Source organism: Pseudomonas sp. ADAK21 (genome assembly GCF_012935735.1).
Classification (GTDB): Bacteria; Pseudomonadota; Gammaproteobacteria; order Pseudomonadales; family Pseudomonadaceae; genus Aquipseudomonas; species Aquipseudomonas proteolytica.
Map to the genome: position 1 here is coordinate 2,913,643 of NZ_CP052857.1, position 17,045 is coordinate 2,930,687.

At 63.3% G+C, this 17,045-nt stretch carries 12 protein-coding genes; 11 read left to right on the plus strand and 1 reads right to left on the minus strand.

Features of this window, described 5'->3' with window-relative positions; translation table 11 throughout:
- The first annotated feature begins 5 nt into the window (after positions 1 to 5).
- The 4 genes from HKK57_RS13195 (at position 6) to HKK57_RS13210 (ending at position 6,600) form a co-directional block, all read left to right on the plus strand.
- Complete coding sequence (locus HKK57_RS13195; RefSeq protein WP_050492741.1) at positions 6 to 1,595, plus strand: FGGY-family carbohydrate kinase; 1,590 nt, start codon at positions 6 to 8, stop codon at positions 1,593 to 1,595.
- Between the two features lie 223 nt (positions 1,596 to 1,818).
- Complete coding sequence (locus tag HKK57_RS13200) at positions 1,819 to 3,123, plus strand: phospholipase (RefSeq protein ID WP_169390265.1); 1,305 nt, start codon at positions 1,819 to 1,821, stop codon at positions 3,121 to 3,123.
- Positions 3,124 to 3,180: 57 nt separating this feature from the next.
- Positions 3,181 to 5,166: a DUF1302 domain-containing protein gene (locus HKK57_RS13205; RefSeq protein ID WP_092230715.1), complete on the plus strand. Its 1,986-nt coding sequence runs from the start codon at positions 3,181 to 3,183 to the stop codon at positions 5,164 to 5,166.
- Between the two features lie 60 nt (positions 5,167 to 5,226).
- On the plus strand, positions 5,227 to 6,600 hold the full coding sequence (locus HKK57_RS13210) for a DUF1329 domain-containing protein (protein WP_169390266.1): 1,374 nt from the start codon (positions 5,227 to 5,229) through the stop codon (positions 6,598 to 6,600).
- Between the two features lie 387 nt (positions 6,601 to 6,987).
- Here the strand turns inward: HKK57_RS13210 and HKK57_RS27155 are convergent, their stop codons facing one another.
- Entirely contained in the window at positions 6,988 to 7,599 is a 612-nt protein-coding gene (locus tag HKK57_RS27155; protein WP_029292295.1) for a TetR/AcrR family transcriptional regulator, read from the minus strand.
- A 116-nt stretch (positions 7,600 to 7,715) separates the two neighbouring features.
- Between HKK57_RS27155 and HKK57_RS13220 the strand changes: the two genes are divergently transcribed.
- The 7 genes from HKK57_RS13220 (at position 7,716) to HKK57_RS13250 (ending at position 17,028) form a co-directional block, all read left to right on the plus strand.
- A complete protein-coding gene (locus HKK57_RS13220) occupies positions 7,716 to 9,494 on the plus strand; it encodes an ABC transporter ATP-binding protein (protein WP_169390267.1) in 1,779 nt (592 codons plus the stop codon).
- Entirely contained in the window at positions 9,488 to 11,215 is a 1,728-nt protein-coding gene (locus tag HKK57_RS13225; RefSeq protein ID WP_169390268.1) for an ABC transporter ATP-binding protein, read from the plus strand. The genes HKK57_RS13220 and HKK57_RS13225 overlap by 7 nt, the downstream gene beginning before the upstream one ends.
- Entirely contained in the window at positions 11,215 to 12,147 is a 933-nt protein-coding gene (locus HKK57_RS13230) for an ABC transporter permease (protein ID WP_070995860.1), read from the plus strand. Before HKK57_RS13225 ends, HKK57_RS13230 begins: the two co-directional genes overlap by 1 nt.
- A complete protein-coding gene (locus HKK57_RS13235; RefSeq protein ID WP_029292291.1) occupies positions 12,144 to 13,076 on the plus strand; it encodes an iron chelate uptake ABC transporter family permease subunit in 933 nt (310 codons plus the stop codon). The genes HKK57_RS13230 and HKK57_RS13235 overlap by 4 nt, the downstream gene beginning before the upstream one ends.
- Complete coding sequence (locus tag HKK57_RS13240) at positions 13,073 to 13,837, plus strand: iron ABC transporter ATP-binding protein (protein ID WP_169390269.1); 765 nt, start codon at positions 13,073 to 13,075, stop codon at positions 13,835 to 13,837. Before HKK57_RS13235 ends, HKK57_RS13240 begins: the two co-directional genes overlap by 4 nt.
- A gap of 8 nt (positions 13,838 to 13,845) precedes the next feature.
- The gene (locus HKK57_RS13245) at positions 13,846 to 14,778 is read left to right on the plus strand and encodes a siderophore ABC transporter substrate-binding protein (protein ID WP_029292289.1); all 933 of its coding nucleotides are present in this window, start codon (positions 13,846 to 13,848) and stop codon (positions 14,776 to 14,778) included.
- Positions 14,779 to 14,844: 66 nt separating this feature from the next.
- The gene (locus tag HKK57_RS13250) at positions 14,845 to 17,028 is read left to right on the plus strand and encodes a TonB-dependent receptor (RefSeq protein ID WP_224791119.1); all 2,184 of its coding nucleotides are present in this window, start codon (positions 14,845 to 14,847) and stop codon (positions 17,026 to 17,028) included.
- Positions 17,029 to 17,045: the final 17 nt, after the last annotated feature.

Sequence of the window (17,045 nt, forward strand, 5' to 3'; positions counted from 1 at the left end):
GCCTCATGAAAAAAGAGAGCTTCGTGGATAACAACACCCCCGGCAAAGACTATGTGCTGGCGATCGACAACGGCACCCAGAGTGTTCGTGCGCTGTTGTTCGACCTGCAGGGCAACCTGTTGGGCAAAGGCAAGGTCGAGTTGCAGGCCTACTATTCCAGCCAGCCCGGCTGGGCCGAGCAGGACCCGGACTATTACTGGCGCAAACTGGGGGAGGCCTGCCAGCAGTTGTGGGCGCAGACCGGCATCGATCGCAGTCTGATCCGTGGCGTATCCCTGACCACTCAGCGCGGCACCTTGATCAATGTCGATGCCCAAGGCCAGGCGCTGCGGCCGGCCATCCTTTGGCTCGACCAGCGCCAGTGCGAGCCGGAGGGCGGGATCAAGGGGCCCTGGGGTTGGCTGTTCAAACTGGTGGGGGCCGAGGCCACGGTGGACTACTTCCGCGCCCAGGCCGAGGCCAATTGGATCGCCCAGCATCAGCCGGATATCTGGGCTGCCACTGACAAGTTCCTGCTGCTCTCGGGGTTTCTCAGCCATCGCCTGACCGGGCGTTTTGTCGACTCGGTGGGCTGTTGCGTGGGCTACTTGCCCTTCGACTTCAAGCATCTGCGCTGGGCCGCCCCCCGGGACTGGAAATGGCAGGCCCTGGCGGTGCGTGCGGAACAACTGCCGAGCCTGTACAAACCGGGGGAAGAGCTGGGCCGCATCACCGCCGAGGCCAGCCGCCATACCGGCATCCCGGAAGGGTTGCCACTGATTGCCGCCGGCTCCGACAAGGCTTGCGAGGTGCTTGGTTCCGGCGTGGTGGAAGCGACGACCGCGTGCCTGTCCTATGGCACCACGGCGACCATCACCACCACTCGCTCGCGCTACCTGGAGATTGTCCCGCTGATCCCGCCTTACCCGGCGGCGATTCCCGATCACTACAACTGCGAAGTCATGATCTATCGCGGCTACTGGATGGTCAGTTGGTTCAAAAACGAGTTTGGCCTGCGGGAAATGCAACAGGCCCGCGAGCAGGGCCTGGAGCCGGAACAGTTGTTTGATGCGCTGGTCAACGCTGTGCCACCTGGCTCCATGGGGCTGACCCTGCAACCCTACTGGTCGCCCGGCATCCGCGAGCCGGGGGTGGAGGCCAAGGGGGCGATGATCGGCTTTGGCGATGTGCACACCCGGGCCCATATCTACCGGGCGATTCTTGAGGGCCTGGCCTATGCGCTGCGCCAGGGCAAGGAGCGTATCGAGCGCCGTTCGAAACTATCGATCACGCGCTTGCGCGTGGCCGGTGGCGGCTCCCAGAGCGACGCGGCGATGCAACTGACCGCCGATATCTTTGGCCTGCCCGCCGAGCGTCCCCATGTGTATGAGGCGTCCGGGCTGGGCGCTGGGATCGCCTGTGCCGTGGGGCTTGGGTTGTACGCGGATTTTGATACCGCCATCGCCGCCATGACCCGCACCGCCGAAGTCTTCATGCCTCAACCCGAGGCACAACAGATGTACGACCGTTTGTACCGTGAGGTTTACCTGCGCATGTATCGCCAGCTCAAGCCGCTGTACCAGAGCATCCGCGAGATTACCGGCTACCCGGCGTAGGCCCCCCTGTAGGGGCGAGCTTGCTCGCGAAGAACTTGAGAGCTCCGCGTTTATCCTGCAAGCACGCGTTATCGTTGACGTCCTTCGCGAGCAAGCTCGCTCCTACAGGGGCATTAGACCCCGCTACGTGGCGCTATTGGTGAGTCGTTTTGGCAAGATCGGACAGTGTCGGGGCATACCCGGATTGTTAGGCTGAACGCATCTACAACAAGAGCGTAAAGCCATGAAGTTGCCGTCGTTGCTGCTGTGCCTGGGGCTATGGAGTTTGTCGCCGGGGGTTGGTGCCTGGTCCAATCACAGCGTGGGCAGCTACCTGGCCCTGCAAGATTTGCCCGCGTTGCGCGAGGCGCCCGAGGTGCAGGTCGAGACGCTTGAGCAGTTTCTTTCCCAGCAATACGCTGGCCTGGTGGCCCTGCTGGACGAGCAGGAAAACTTCGCCCGCAGCCACTTTCCCGACTATCCGCCGCGCCCCGCTAACCTGCGCCTGGCGCCCCAGCCCAGCGCCGATTTGCGCCGCGACTTCCTCATGGCCCTGCGGGTCAATCCACAGATCCACCTGGCCCAGGTGATCCAGCCCATGCCCGGCGAAGACCTGGCGGGGCGCGCGCAACTCAAGGCGGCCGACGTGATTGTCGAACAAACCCTCTCACCGTGGAATCGCCAGCGCTTTATCCAACTGCAACCGGGGCAGAAGGTCGCGCCGCTGGCGGTGCTGGCGACCGCTGCCGACGAGCCGGACTACGGTCACGATATCAACCTGTTCAGCGATAACCCGGGGGCCGTCGGCGCGTTGTATGGCTTTGGCGTGCAGTCGTTTGGCGATGCGCGTTTCCAGTACAGCTCCCAGGCGCCGTTCCATATGGGGTTCTTCCACGAGAGCGCGCTGGTGTATGCCGCTGCGCCGTTCCTGCTGCGCAACTGGCCGGACTGGCGCGCCTACCAGTACTTCGGCCTGGCACGTTTTGCCTTCGCCAATGGCCATCCCTACTGGGGCTATCGCTTCCTCGGCTGGGGCATGCACTACCTGCAGGACCTGACCCAGCCCTATCACGCCACCACGCTGCCGGGCGACGATTTGACCAGCATGCTGCTGATGGAAGGCAAGGCCCTGGCCGGCTATGACAGCGACAAGCAAGCGGCGATCGAACGTGTCGCCACGCGCCACAACGAGGTGGAGCGCTACCAGTTTGCCTGGCTACGTCACCTGCTGCTGACGGGGGCGAACAACCCGATGCTGGCGGCCTATGCCGACACCCGCCAAGACGGCGATTACCCCGGCTATTCGACGGACTACCTGCGCCAGGTGGTCAGCGCCGAGGCGGATGCCCAGGCGGTGGCGTTCGACGAGGCCATCGGCCAGTGGCTGGCCACGCCCGGGGCAACCCAGAGCTTCAGTGCCGGCAACCAGTTGCCCGTCGAGCGCTACGACCATGCCCGGCTCAACGAGCAGTTGGTGCAGTTGCTGCGCCACTTTGGCGCCCACAGTCGCAACTACGTCCGGGCCGGCCTCGATCGCCCGGCGCAGTGAAACCACAACACATCGCAGTGCAATAACAACAAGAAAGATTGCAGGGGAGAGACCGCAATGAGCACGACAGTGCGCGCGCAAGGCTCGGGATCCGAGGGTAAATGGTCCATCAAATCCACTGGGGCGGGTGTCGGCCTGGTAGGCCTGCTGCAACTGTGCAGCAGCGGGGGCGTGCAGGCCATGGAGTTCAGCCTGCTGGACAAGCAGGTCACCGGCTCGCTCGACAGCACCCTGTCTTATGGGCGCCTGTGGCGGGTCCAGGGGCGGGACAAGGGCAACGACGACGTCAACACCAACGACGGCAATCGCAACTTCGACACCGGGTTGGTTTCCGAGGTGTACAAGATCACGTCGGAGCTGGAAGCCAACTACCAGAACTACGGGTTGTTCGTGCGTGGCACGGCGTTCTATGACACCCAGATCATGGATAAGCGCAACGACTACTACCGCAACAACAGCCCATCGCAACCCAGCCAGAGCCATCCCCAGGATAACCACTTCACTGACCAGACCCGGGATATTGCCGGTAGCCGCGTGGAGATTCTCGACTCCTACGTCTACGGCAACTGGGACGTTGGCCAGATGCCGCTGACTGCCCGGCTGGGGCGCCAGGTATTCAACTGGGGCGAGGGCATCTTCTATCGCGGCGGGGTCAACACCACCAACCCGGTGGACGCGGCCAAATACCGCCTGCCGGGTGCCGAGGTCAAGGAAGTGCTGATGCCGGTGGAAGCCATCAGCTTCAATATCGGGCTGAGCGACAACCTGTCGATGGAGAGTTTCTACCAGTGGAACTGGAAGGAGACACGCATCGATCCAGTCGGCACCTTCTACTCCCAGAGCGACCTGTTCGCCGATGGCGGCCGCACCGGCTACAACAACTTCACCGGCAGTGCCCTCGACACCCCGACGCCCATCGGCGGCAACGTCATCGGGCTATACGACGCCCTGGGCAACAACCCGATGCTCGGGGGCATGCTGCGCAGCACCGGGCTCTACGCCAACGGCATGACCCCGGCCTACGGTAACACCCTCAAGGTGGCGTCGATCGGCAAGGACTACAACGCGCGCAACGATGGCCAGTTCGGCTTCGCCTTCCGTTACATCGCCGAGGAGCTCAATAGCACCGAGTTCGGCCTGTACCTGGTCAACTACCACGCCAAGGAGCCGACCATCGCCGCTAACCTGGCGGGCTACAAAGGTATCGACATGGCGGCCCTGACCAGCATGCTGTCGTCGGTGGCCGGCAGCCAGGCGGCGGCCCTGGCCAATGGCCTGGCGACGGTTGACGTGATGGGCAACATCCAGGCGCACCGGCGCTACGCTGAAGATATCCGCATGTACGGCTTCAGCTTCAACACCACCCTGGGCAAGGCCTCGGTGTTTGGCGAGCTGGCCTACCGGCCGAACCTGCCCATCGGCGTTGCCGCCACCAACGACCTGATCGGCGACCTGGCCAATGGTGCCGGCGCGGCAGCGGGCGGGCAGTTCATCAATGTCGGCGGGCAGATGGTCAACCTCGACAGCCAGATCGACAACTCCGAGCGCGTAGAGGCTTTCAATACCTCCTTGGGCAGCATCTATAACTTCGGCCCGGGCCTGGGCTTCGACTCGCTGTTCGGCGTCTTCGAACTGGCCTCCGAGCACCTGCGCGGCAGTGGCCTGAAGTACCAGGCCTACGATGGCAGCACCCGTTACTACGCGGGCAGCGGCAACACTTCCTATGTGTCGGGTGGTGATCGTGATGACCAGGTCAGCCGTGATTCCTACAGCTACACGGTGATGTTCAACGGTACCTGGAACGACGTGTACGCCGGGGTCAACCTGTCGCCCTACGTGGTCTACAAAGACGACTTCAAAGGCAACTCCTACCAGGCCGGCAACTACATCGAGGGCCGCAAGGCTTACACCCTGGGGCTCAAGGCCAACTACCAGAACAAGCTGGAAGCCGAGCTGCAATACACCGAGTTCTTTGGTGGCGGCCAGAACAACGTTATCCGCGACCGCGACAACATCGGTTTCAACCTCAAGTACTTCCTGTAAGCCGCTGCCATGCTGCGGCGCGAGGGCGGTTGCCCGCCCTCGTTCTTTTGGAGATTCGCCATGTTCCACACACCTCGAATGCTCACCGCCGGCCTGGCGCTGGCCCTCGGCCTGGCCGCTGGCAATGCCCTTGCGGCGCTCTCGCCCCAAGATGCGCAACAGCTCAAGGCCCAGCTCACCCCCTTCGGCGCCGAGCGCGCGGGCAATGCCGCCGGCACCATCCCCACCTGGGAGGGCGGCATCACCCAGGCGCCCAAGGGCTATGAAAAGGGCAAGCACCACATCGACCCCTTTGCCGGTGACAAACCGCTGTTCACCATCACCAAGGCCAACCTGGAACAGTACAAGGCCAACCTGACGGCGGGCGAGATCGCCTTGTTCAACAGCTACCCCGACAGCTTCCAGATGCCCATCTATCCGAGCCGACGCTCCGGCTCGGCGCCGCAGTGGGTGTATGACAACACCTTCAAGAACGCCACCAGCGCCAAGCTGCTGGACGGTGGTACCGGCTTCGCCGATGCCTTTGGCGGCGTGCCGTTCCCCATTCCGCAAAACGGCGTGGAAGCACTGTGGAACCACATCACCCGCTACCGCGGCACCTACATCGTGCGCCGCGCCTCGGAGGCGCCCGTGCAACGCAACGGCAGCTTCGCCCTGGTCACGGCGCAGCAGGAGGGGCTGTTCAACTACTACCGCCAGGGCGGGCAATACGCCGACCTGAAAAACATCCTGTTCTACTACCTGACCTTCGTAAAAAGCCCGGCCCGCCTGGCCGGTGGTGCGACCCTGGTGCACGAGACCCTCGACCAGATCAAAGACGCCCGCCAAGCCTGGATCTACGACGCCGGACAACGCCGCGTACGCCGCGCACCGAACCTGGCCTACGACACACCGATCTCATCTTCCGATGGTCTGCGCACGGCGGACGACACCGACATGTTCAACGGCTCGCCGGATCGCTACGACTGGAAACTGCTGGGCAAGAAAGAAATCTACATCCCCTACAACAACTACAAGCTCGCCAGCGCCGACGTGAAATACGCCGACCTGCTCAAAGTCGGCCACCTCAACCCGCAATACACCCGCTACGAGCTACACCGCGTGTGGGTAGTCGAAGGCACCCTCAAACCAACGGCGCGGCACCTGTATTCCAAACGCGTGCTGTACCTTGATGAAGACAGCTGGGGCGCGGCAGTGGTTGATCAGTACGACGGCCGTGGCGAACTGTGGCGGGTGTCGATGGCCTACCTGAAAAACTTCTATGATTTGCCGACTACCTGGAGCGCATTGGACGTGTTCCATGACCTGCAGGCACGGCGGTACTACGTGCAGAACCTGGATAACGAAGAGCCGCAGACGGTGGACTTTGCGCAGCCGATTCCGGAAGACTCGTACTTCATGCCCTCGGCGTTGCGCTTGCGCGGGACTCGATAGGGCTGTCGTTGTTAGTTAGATGGCGAGAGCCGTGCTTGAGGGTGCGGCTCTTTGCTTTTTTTTAAGGTGTCTAGCCCGATGGGTAGTCAGGCTGTTGGGGCGCTTTATTCGGGGCAAATAAAAAGCCGGCTTGTGCGGCGTTATTTATAAAATTTATTCCGATTTTCAATGAGGCCACAGGCGCTCCCCAGATGTTGTGGATAGGGGCGGCGAAAGTAAGGTCATTGAGGTAGAACTCTTCGATGCTCTACGCACCCGGACGCCAAGCCGAAAGAATTTACCGCGCAACGACGTAGCTTTCTGATCTGGATGGCCTCAGAAACCGGTCAAGTCCCGATTGGGACGATGACAACCTATCGGCCTGCCCAAGGCAGGCCTTGGCAACGCTCAGGCAACGCCCTCCACCAATACCAACGCCCCCACCACCAACGCCTCCATCCCCCGCGCCAATTCCACCTCCATCTCCGCTTCTTCCGTATCCCGCGCCGTTTCCACCACGGGCTCCCGCTGCGTCACCGTGTACACCGTATCCGCCACCGCCATGCAGTGAAACGCCACCGTCGCCAGTAGCCACCGCGCCTGTTCCTTGCTCACCCCAAACCCCTGCGCAATCAACGCTTGGTGCCCATCAATCTTGGCCAGCATCGGCGCGGTTGCTGCCGCGCGGCGGATCACGTAGGGCGTCAGCCCGGGGTGGGTTTTGACGAATTCGCGTACCGAGGTGGCGAACACGATCAGGTAGTCCTTCAACCCACCGTCGGCCTCACCGCAGTCCTGGGGGATCTGCCAGCGGGTGAAGATTTCTTCAGCAACCATGGCCTTGAGCGCTTCGAGGTTGGCCACGTGTTTGTACAGCGCCATATGGCTGACCCCCAACGCCGCCGCCAGGCCGACGAAGGTGATGTTGGGCAGGCCCATCTCGATGCCGGCGTCGACGATGCGCTCGCGGGTGATGCTCGGCGGGCGGCCGCGAGTGGCGGTTTTTTTTGCGGGTTCCATGGGTATTCCTTAATCGCTGAACACAAGGTTGTAGCTGTCTTGTCGGCTTTGCGCAAATTAGTTTATAGTCATGCAACTAAATATGATTCTGATTCTCAAACGGACTTTTTCTGTCAATGGACTCACCTGAAGCGGCTTCGGCCAACCCTCAAGTCGCAGGCACGCTTAGCCGGATTCTGACGCCTATCCGTGGGCGTCTGTGTGTCGCCGCAGGGCTTGCCGCTGTCGGCGGCATGCTGACGCTGGTGCCGCTGGCGGCCATCGCCCATATCGCCGCACGTGTCCTCGGTGCTGGCGCTCAGCTGTCGAGCGAACTGTGGTGGGTTGTAGGCCTTAGCGCTTTAAGCCTATTCGCGGGCATGGCATTGATTTTTATCGCTGAGCTGCTCGCCCACCTGGCCGACAATCGCCTCACTCACCATTTACGCCGCGCGATCACCCAGCGCCTGAGCCGTGTGCCACTGGGTTGGTTCAGCAGCCGAGCATCGGGCGAAGTGAAACGGGCGATGCAGGACGATATCAATACGCTGCACAGCCTCACCGCGCATTTCTACACCACCGCCGGGCGCGCGGGCGGAGCGGTGTTGGTGTCGATGGTTTACCTGTTTGCGATGGACTGGCGTTTGGCGCTGGTGTCGCTGTTGCCGTTTGCCGGGTATTTCCTGTTTCTCTCGCGGGCCATGCGCGCCAGCGGCGCGAGTATGCAGGAATTTGTCAGCGGGATGGCTCGCATCGACAACGCGGTGGTGGAGTTCGTCAACGGCATTCCGGTGGTCAAGGCTTTCGGCGCCAGTGGCAAAGCGCACGGGGCTTATCGCAGCGCCATCGACACCTTTGCCACGACCTTTATCGACTTCACCCGCCCGCTGGTGGCGTCGATGGCGAATGCCAACGCGATGATCGCGCCGGTCACTGTGCTCGGCGTAGTACTGGCAGCGGGCACGCTGTTTGTTAGCCTGGGTTGGATCGCGCCAGTGGACGTGCTGCCCTTCGTATTGGTGGCGCCGGGTCTGAGCGCGCCGTTGCTGCTGTTGCACTACATCACCCACGATTTGAACAACGCCACCGGCGCTGCGCAGCGCGTGCAGGGGTTGCTGGACACGCCGACGCTGACGCAATCGGCCGTGCAGTTGCCGAGCGGCAACGCAATCTGCTTTGAGCAGGTTGGCTATGCCTATGAGCGCGACCACGCGGTGCTGAGGGACATCAACTTCACCCTGCAACCGGGCACCACCACGGCCATCGTCGGCCTGTCCGGCGCCGGCAAGTCAACGCTGGCGCGCCTGCTGCTGCGGTTTTTCGATCCCAGCAGTGGGCGCATCACTTTGGGCGGTGCGGACCTGCGCCACATCGATACGCCGCTGTTGTATCAGCGCATCGGTTTTGTGCTGCAAGAGGTGCGCCTGATCAACGCCAGCGTGCGCGACAACATCGCCCTCGGCCGACCGTCCGCCACCGCGCAACAGATCGAAGACGCCGCCCGCGCGGCGAATATCCACGAGCGCATTCTGCGCCTGGCGCGTGGTTACGACTCGGTGATCGGCGAGGACGCCCAGCTCTCCGGCGGCGAGCAACAGCGCCTCAGCATCGCCCGTGCAGTGCTGCTGGACCCGCCAGTGCTGGTGCTCGACGAGGCCACCGCCGCGGCCGATGCCGACAACGAAGTGGCGATCCAGGAAGCACTGTCACGCTTCGCCCAGGGCCGCACATTGTTGGTCATCGCCCATCGGCTCGACACGGTGATGCACGCCGATCAGATCCTCGTGATCCACGACGGCACCCTGCACGAGCATGGCCGTCACGCCGACCTGCTGGCCCATGGCGGGCTCTACGCACGGTTATGGCAACTGGGCGATTACGCCCGCAGCGAATCACAGGCGGTGCAACCATGCTGAAGACTTTTGTGCGCCTGCTCGGTGAAGACGCGCCCACGCTGCGCCGCTATGCCGTTATGGCGGTGTTCTACGGCCTGCTCAGCGGGCTGACCCTGATCACGCTGGTGCCGCTGATCAGCCACCTGTTGGCCGGTGATGCGCTGGAGGCAGGGCGTTGGTTGATTGCGCTGCTGTTTGGCGTGACCGCTTGCGCGCTGTGGCGTCGCACCCTCGACAAAGCCGGTGTAGCCGTCGGCGTGGCGGGCCTGCAAGGTGCGCGACAACGCGTCGGCGATCACGTGGCGCGCCTGCCGCTGGGCTGGTTCAGCGCGCAAAACAGTGCGCGGCTCGGCCATCTGATCACCCAGGGCATGATGGCGGTGGCGCAGTTGCCGGCGCATGTGTTCACCCCGGTGATCAGCGGCGCGGTGACGCCGTTGGTGCTGGTTGCCGCGCTGTTTGCCTTGCACTGGCCCTTGGGTGTGTTGGCGTTGCTGGCGCTACCGGTGTTGGTGGGCGTGATGCTGCTCACCGCGCGCCTGGGCCAAAGTGCCGACAACACCTATCAGCAGAACTTCGCCCAGACCAGCCAGCGCATGGTCGAGTTCGCGCAGGCCCAGTCGGTGTTGCGCGCGTTCAATGGTAGCGGCGGCGCTACGCGTTTGCTGGACCAGGCCATCGACCAGCAACGCCAGTCCGGCCAGCGTTTGATCTATCGCTCCTCATTGTCGGCGGTGTTCAATGCCTGGGCGGTGCAAGGGATCTTCTGCGCCTTACTGGTGGCGGTCGCGCTGTGGTGCGACGCCCTGGATGCCCACGAAGCCATCGCCGTCTGCGTGGCCTTGGTGCTGGTGTGTCGTTATATCGAACCGCTGCTGGAAGTGGCCAGTTATGGCGAGATCCTGCGCAGCGCCAACGCCCAGCTCGATGAGGTGCGCAGCATTCTTGCCGAGCAGCCGTTACCGGTCGCCGCGCAAGCGAAAATGCCCATGGATAGTTCGGTGGAATTGCGCAACGTCAGTTTTCGTTATGCCCCCGACGAACCCCAGGTGCTGCGCGGGGTGAGCCTGCGTATCGAGCCGGGCAGCATGACCGCACTGATCGGCGCGTCGGGCTCGGGAAAGACCACGTTGGTGCGGCTGCTGGCGCGCTTCTTCGATGCGAACCGGGGCCAGGTGTTGATCGGTGGCGTGGAGGTGCGCGAGATGTCCGAAGCGGTGCTGGCCGCGCAGATCAGCCAGATTTTCCAGGACACCTACCTGTTCCAGGGCAGCATTGCCGACAACATCCGCCTCGGTAAACCGGGCGCCAGCCTGGCCGAGATTGCGGCGGTGGCGCAGCAAGCCGGCGTGGCCGAGATCATTGCGCGTTTGCCCCTGGGCCTGCACACGCCGGTGGGCGAGGGCGGGGCGCGGTTGTCAGGGGGCGAGCGCCAACGTATCGCCATTGCCCGTGCGTTGCTCAAGGACGCGCCGATCCTGCTGGTGGACGAAGCCACCGCCGCCCTCGACACCTACAACCAAGCCGCCATCGCCGATGCGCTGGCCAGGTTGCGCGGGCGCTGCACGTTGATTGTGATCGCGCATCAGTTGTCGACGGTGGCCATGGCCGATCAGATTCTAGTGTTGGATGACGGCGAGATTGTCGAGCAGGGCACGCCAGCGATCCTGGCGGCCAGCGCTGGGCGGTACGCGCAGTTTCTCGCCCAGCGCCGGGCGGCCCGTGGTTGGCGGATTGCATGATGCGTCTAGTGGGCTGTGGCGTGTTGCTGGTGCTGTGCGGCGCGTCGCTGCTGGTCGGCGCCCGCGAGATCGACCTGTTGGCAGTCGACGGCGACGCGTGGCTGACGCTGACGGCCAGCCGCTTGCCGCGCTTGGCCGCGTTGGTGCTGACCGGCGTGGGCTTGGCGGTGTGCGGGGTGATCTTGCAGCACATCCTGCGCAACAAGTTCGTGGAGCCGGGGACCACCGGCGGCCTGGACGCGGCCAAGCTTGGCATCCTCGTCTCGCTGGGCGTGGCGCCGGCTGCCAGCGCCGGCGTGCGCATGCTGTTTGCGCTGCTGTGTTGCTTCGCGGCGAGCCTAGTGTTCCTGGCGATCATCCGGCGCCTGCGTTTTCACCATACCTTGCTGGTGCCGGTGATTGGCCTGATGTACGGCGGTGTGCTCAGCGCCATTTCCGAGTTTTATGCGTACCGCCACAACATCCTGCAAAGCATGCAGGGCTGGCTGCTGGGGGATTTTTCCAAGGTGGTGCAGGGCAACTACGAGATCATTTATCTGATCCTGCCCATCGTCGCGCTGGCGTACCTGTATGCGCAGCGCTTTACCGTGATGGGCATGGGCGAGGGCATGGCCACTAGCCTGGGCGTGAACTACGCGGCCACGGCGGCGCTGGGCCTGTTGCTGGTGGCCGTGACCGTGGCGGCGACGGTGATCACCATCGGTTCGATCCCCTTTGTCGGCCTGATGATTCCCAATTTGGTGGCCTTGTATTACGGCGAAAACCTCAGCCGCACGCTGCCCATCGTCGCCCTCGGCGGTGCCGCGTTGCTGCTGGCCTGCGACATTCTCGGGCGCCTGCTGATCTTCCCGTTCGAAGTGCCGATTGGCCTCACCGCGGGCATCGTGGGTGGCGGGATGTTCCTCGCGTTGATCGTCTGGAGGCAGCGATGAAGCGGCTGTGGGCCTTGGTATTCGCCCTGGCGTCGGGCTTTGTGCTGTTCCGTTCGGGGCTGGATTTTGACTACGTGATCCCCAAGCGGCTCGCGCGGTTGGCGGCGATGTGTATCGGCGGGGTGTGCGTGGCGTGGTCGTCGATCATTTTCCAGACCCTCACCGGCAACCGCATCCTCACGCCGGCGATCATGGGTTATGAAGCGGTGTACCTGTTGTTCCAGGCGTTGTTGGTGTTGTTGCTGGGCACCGCCAGCCTGATGCTGCTGGGCAGCCAGGGCAACTTTGTGCTGTCGGTGCTGCTGATGCTCGGCTATTCCTGGGCGCTGCAACGCTGGTTGCTGCGCGAGGGCAACAGCAACGTGTACTTCCTGTTGCTGCTGGGCCTGGTGTTGAGCCTGGTGATCGGCACGGTCACGCAGTTTGTGCAGTTGAAGATCAGCCCCGGCGAGTTCTCGATCCTGCAAGGCTTCAGCCAGGCCTCGTTCAACCGCGTGCAGCCGCAGCAACTGCTGTTCTCGGGGTTATTGGTGGCGGCGCTGTGCCTGGGCTTTGCACGCACGTTGCCGACCCTCGATGTGCTCGCCCTGGGCCGCGACCAAGCCATGTCGCTGGGGGTGGACTACCCGCGCGTGGTGCGCCTGCAACTGGCATTGGTCGCGGCGTTGGTGGCGATTTCCACTGGGCTGCTGGGGCCCACGGCGTTCATGGGCGTGCTCGTGGCCAACACCACCTATGCGTTGGCGCGCACGTTCCGCCACCGGGTCACGTTGCCCATGGGCAGCACGATTGCCATCGCGATTTTTATCGCGGCGCAACTGCTGGTCGAGCACGTCTTCAACTACAAGACCACCGTCAGCATTCTTGTGAACCTGCTGTGCGGCACGTATTTCCTGGCGCTGATGCTGCGCACCCGAGGCACCCGATGATCACTGTGCACAACCTCCACAAAACCTACGGCACCCAGACCGTGCTGGCCGGCGTCAACGCCAGCTTTGCCGCTGGGCGCCTGACCTCGCTGATCGGCCCCAATGGCGCCGGCAAGACCACGCTGTTGATGATGATCGCGAGGCTGATGGCACCGAGCGGCGGCGACATTCGCCTGGATGGCCGCCAGGTCGGCGATATCCCGCTGCGCGACTACGCCAAGCGCGTGGCCACCTTGCGCCAGGCGCCGGATTTCAACCTGCGCCTGACCGTCGAGGAACTGGTGGCCTTCGGGCGCTTCCCTTACAGCCGTGGCGCGCTGACCGGCGAAGATCACCGCGTGATCGATGACGCGCTGAGCTTTCTCGCGCTGTCACCCCTGCGCCGCGCCTACCTCGACGAGCTCAGCGGCGGCCAGCGGCAAATGGCGTTCCTGGCCATGACCATCGCCCAGCAAACCGACTGCCTGCTGCTAGACGAACCGTTGAACAACCTCGATATCAAACACGCCGTGCACATCATGCGTGCGCTGCGCCGGCTGTGTGACGAGCAGGGCCGTACGGTGATCCTGGTGGTGCACGACATCAACTTCGCCGCCCATTACTCCGACCACATCCTCGCGATGAAAGGCGGTGCCGTGCATTGCGCCGGCAGCGTGGCCGAGGTGGTCAACGAAACCCGCCTGGGCGAACTGTACGACCTCGATTTCGAGATCACCCACGGCGCCCGTGGCCGCCTGTGCAACTACTTCAACCCCGCATGAGAACTCCCATGAACCGCACACACACAGCCTGGGCCTGCGCCCTGTTACTGGCCGCGCTTGGCGCAGGGCCGGCTTCGGCCGCCGCCCCGATCAACGTGACCCACGCGTTGGGCAGCACGCTGATCCAGCCGCCCGTACAGCGCGTGGTGGCCCTGGACATGAACGAAGTGGATTTTCTCGACCAACTGGGCGTACCGGTGGCCGGTATGCCCAAGGACTTCGTGCCGCCGTTCCTGCAACGCTACAAGGACGACGCGGCGGTGGTGGACACCGGCGCCATCGTCCAGCCGAATCTGGAGCGGGTGCACGCGGCCAAGCCGGACCTGATCCTGATCACCTCGCTGCAGGCCCCGCACTACGGCGAACTCAGCGAGATCGCGCCCACCGTGCATTTCGACGTGGATTACCGCGACAGCCAGAAGCGCCATATCGAAGTAATCAAGCAGCACCTGCTGACCCTCGGGCAGATCTTCGCCAAGCCGGCCCTGGCGCAACAACAGGTTGGCGCCCTCGACGCCAAGGTTGCAGAAGCGAAACGCATCACCGCCGACCGCCCCGAGCGCGCCCTGGTGGTGCTGCATAACAACGGTGCGTTCAGCTCGTTTGGCGTGCAGTCGCGCTACGGCTTTGTGTTCACCGAGCTGGGGGTGAAACCGGCCAGCCCGACCGCCGAGGCCGGCTTGCATGGCCAGCCGATTTCCAGTGAATTCATCCAGCAGGCCAACCCGGACATTCTCTACGTAGTTGATCGCACGGCCGTCATGGAGCATCGCCCGTTGCTGAATGCGCAAACCCTGGGCAACCCGTTGTTGCGCCAGACCAATGCCTGGAAAACCGGGCGCGTGGTGTTTGTCGATGCCGATGCCTGGTACGTCATGGCGGCCAGCCCTAGCTCGATCAAGCAAGTGATCGCCGATGTGATCCAGGGCTATCAACCCTGATTCCAGGCGTTAACCCCGCTTCAAGCTGCCAACACTAAAAAAACATCCCACCTTACGGAGCCTTCCATGACTCACCGTACACGTACCCCTGTGCCCGCTCGTCCGGGTTTTACCTCCATGGCCTTGCTCGGCCTGGCAATCAGCAGTGCCCCTGCGTTCGCCGAAGAACTCGTGCAAGCCGAAGAAAACCGCGTGTCCACGTTGCCGGCGATTCGCGTCGAGGGTGAGATGCCGGCCGCCGACCTGCCGCTGAGCTACGCCGGTGACCAGGTGGCGTATGGCAGCCGGCTCGGCCTGCTGGGCAACAAGGACTTTATGGAAACGCCGTTCAGCACCATCAGCTACACGGAAAAGTTCATTGCCGACCGCCAGGCCCAGACCGTCACCGATGTGATCGCCGCGACCGACCCTGCGGTGTTCAGCAATGGCCTGAAGGGCACCTACAGCGAGAACTATTCGATCCGTGGTTTTGCCACCAGCATCAGCGACGTGACCATCGACGGCCTGTTTGGCGTGGCGCCGTACTACCGCATTTCGCCGGAAATGTACGAGCGCATCGAAGTATTGAAAGGCCCGTCGGCGCTGCTCAATGGCATGCCGCCAGGCGGTTCGGTGGGAGGCATGGTCAACCTGGTGCCCAAGCGTGCCGGTGCTGAGCCGCTGACGCGCTTTACCACCACCTACATGTCCGAGGCGCAGTTTGGCGGCCACCTCGACGTAGGCCGTCGCTTTGGCGATGAACAGCAATTTGGCGTGCGCTTCAACGGTGTGTACCGCGATGGCGACACAGCGACCGAGCAGCAACAGCAGAAAGCGCAGTTGAATTCGTTGGGCCTGGATTGGCGCGGTGAGCGGGCGCGGCTGTCGGCCGACCTCTACAACAGCGAAGACCGCGTGCGCGGGCAAAACCGTGGGATCAGCCTGGCGGCGAATGTGGCCGTGCCCAAGCCGCCGAAGTCGGACACTTTGCTCAACCCGGACTGGGCGTTTGTCGATACCAAGGATCAGGGCGCGATTGTGCGCGGCGAATTTGACCTGACTGAGCAACTGTCGGCCTACGCGGCGTTCGGCGCCAGCGAGACCCACTACCGCTACAGCGGCGCGATGTCGGCCCAGGTGATCAACAATGCGGGGGATTTGAAGACCAGCATGGGCCAACTGAAGATGGACATCGAGAAAACCTCGGGCGAGGCGGGGCTCAAGGGCAAATGGCAGACCGGGCCGATCGGGCACCAGTGGGTGGTCAATGCCACGCGGTATGCCGACAAGCAAAAGGACTATGGCCGGCGTTGGGTGCCCGGTGCGGATTGGCTGACCAATATCTATCACCCGACCTGGGGGCCGGAGGCGCCGCGCAGCTTTGCGCCGGTGGCGCACACCGAATCCACGCTGACCAGCTACGGCGTGGCGGACACCTTGTCGGTCCTTGACGACAAGGTGCAACTGACCCTTGGCGTGCGCCGCCAGAACGTGGTCACGGACACCTTCAATACCACCACCGGCGCGCGTAACAAGCCCGGCTATGACGAAAGCGCGACAACTCCCGCCGCAGCCGTGGTGGTCAAGCTCACGGAACAGGTTTCGGTGTATGCCAACTACATCGAGGGTCTGAGCAAAGGCGCGATGGCGCCGATGACGGCGGCTAACTACGGCGACGTTTTTGCCCCGTACAAATCCAAGCAGAAGGAAATCGGCCTCAAGCTCGACCTGGGCGCGTTCACCCACACCCTCAGCTTGTATCAGATCGAGCGCCCGGGCAGCTCCACCGATCCGGTGACCAATGTGTTCTCCTTTGGTGGCGAACAGCGCAACCGAGGCATCGAGTGGGGCTTCTTCGGCTCGCCCATCGACGACGTCCGCCTGATGGGCGGCGTTGCCCATGTTGATCCGAAGATCACCAAATCGCCAGGCGGCGATGACGAAGGCAAGACGGCCACCGGGTTGCCCAAGCTGCAAGGCAAGCTCGGCGCGGAATGGGACACGCCACTGGTGCCGGGCCTGACCCTGACCGCCAACGCGACGTCGGTTTCCCAGCAATACATCAGTGATGACAACTCGCAGTCGATCCCCGGCTACACCATTTTCGACCTGGGCTCGCGGTATGCAATGCAGGTCGCCGGGCGACCAGTGACCCTGCGTGGCACGGTGACCAACGTCACTGACAAGGCGTACTGGGGCATGCCGCTGACGTCCAGCCTGGGCCTGGGCGCGCCGCGCACGTACGAGTTGTCGGCGACCGTGGATTTTTGACGCTTTAGCAAGAGTAA

Coding starts and splice junctions, on each gene's coding strand:
- HKK57_RS13195 (WP_050492741.1), top strand. CDS start 6: ATGAAAAAAGAGAGCTTCGTGGATAACAACACCCCCGGCAAAGACTAT.
- HKK57_RS13200 (WP_169390265.1), top strand. CDS start 1,819: ATGAAGTTGCCGTCGTTGCTGCTGTGCCTGGGGCTATGGAGTTTGTCG.
- HKK57_RS13205 (WP_092230715.1), top strand. CDS start 3,181: ATGAGCACGACAGTGCGCGCGCAAGGCTCGGGATCCGAGGGTAAATGG.
- HKK57_RS13210 (WP_169390266.1), top strand. CDS start 5,227: ATGTTCCACACACCTCGAATGCTCACCGCCGGCCTGGCGCTGGCCCTC.
- HKK57_RS27155 (WP_029292295.1), bottom strand. CDS start 7,599: ATGGAACCCGCAAAAAAAACCGCCACTCGCGGCCGCCCGCCGAGCATC.
- HKK57_RS13220 (WP_169390267.1), top strand. CDS start 7,716: ATGGACTCACCTGAAGCGGCTTCGGCCAACCCTCAAGTCGCAGGCACG.
- HKK57_RS13225 (WP_169390268.1), top strand. CDS start 9,488: ATGCTGAAGACTTTTGTGCGCCTGCTCGGTGAAGACGCGCCCACGCTG.
- HKK57_RS13230 (WP_070995860.1), top strand. CDS start 11,215: ATGCGTCTAGTGGGCTGTGGCGTGTTGCTGGTGCTGTGCGGCGCGTCG.
- HKK57_RS13235 (WP_029292291.1), top strand. CDS start 12,144: ATGAAGCGGCTGTGGGCCTTGGTATTCGCCCTGGCGTCGGGCTTTGTG.
- HKK57_RS13240 (WP_169390269.1), top strand. CDS start 13,073: ATGATCACTGTGCACAACCTCCACAAAACCTACGGCACCCAGACCGTG.
- HKK57_RS13245 (WP_029292289.1), top strand. CDS start 13,846: ATGAACCGCACACACACAGCCTGGGCCTGCGCCCTGTTACTGGCCGCG.
- HKK57_RS13250 (WP_224791119.1), top strand. CDS start 14,845: ATGACTCACCGTACACGTACCCCTGTGCCCGCTCGTCCGGGTTTTACC.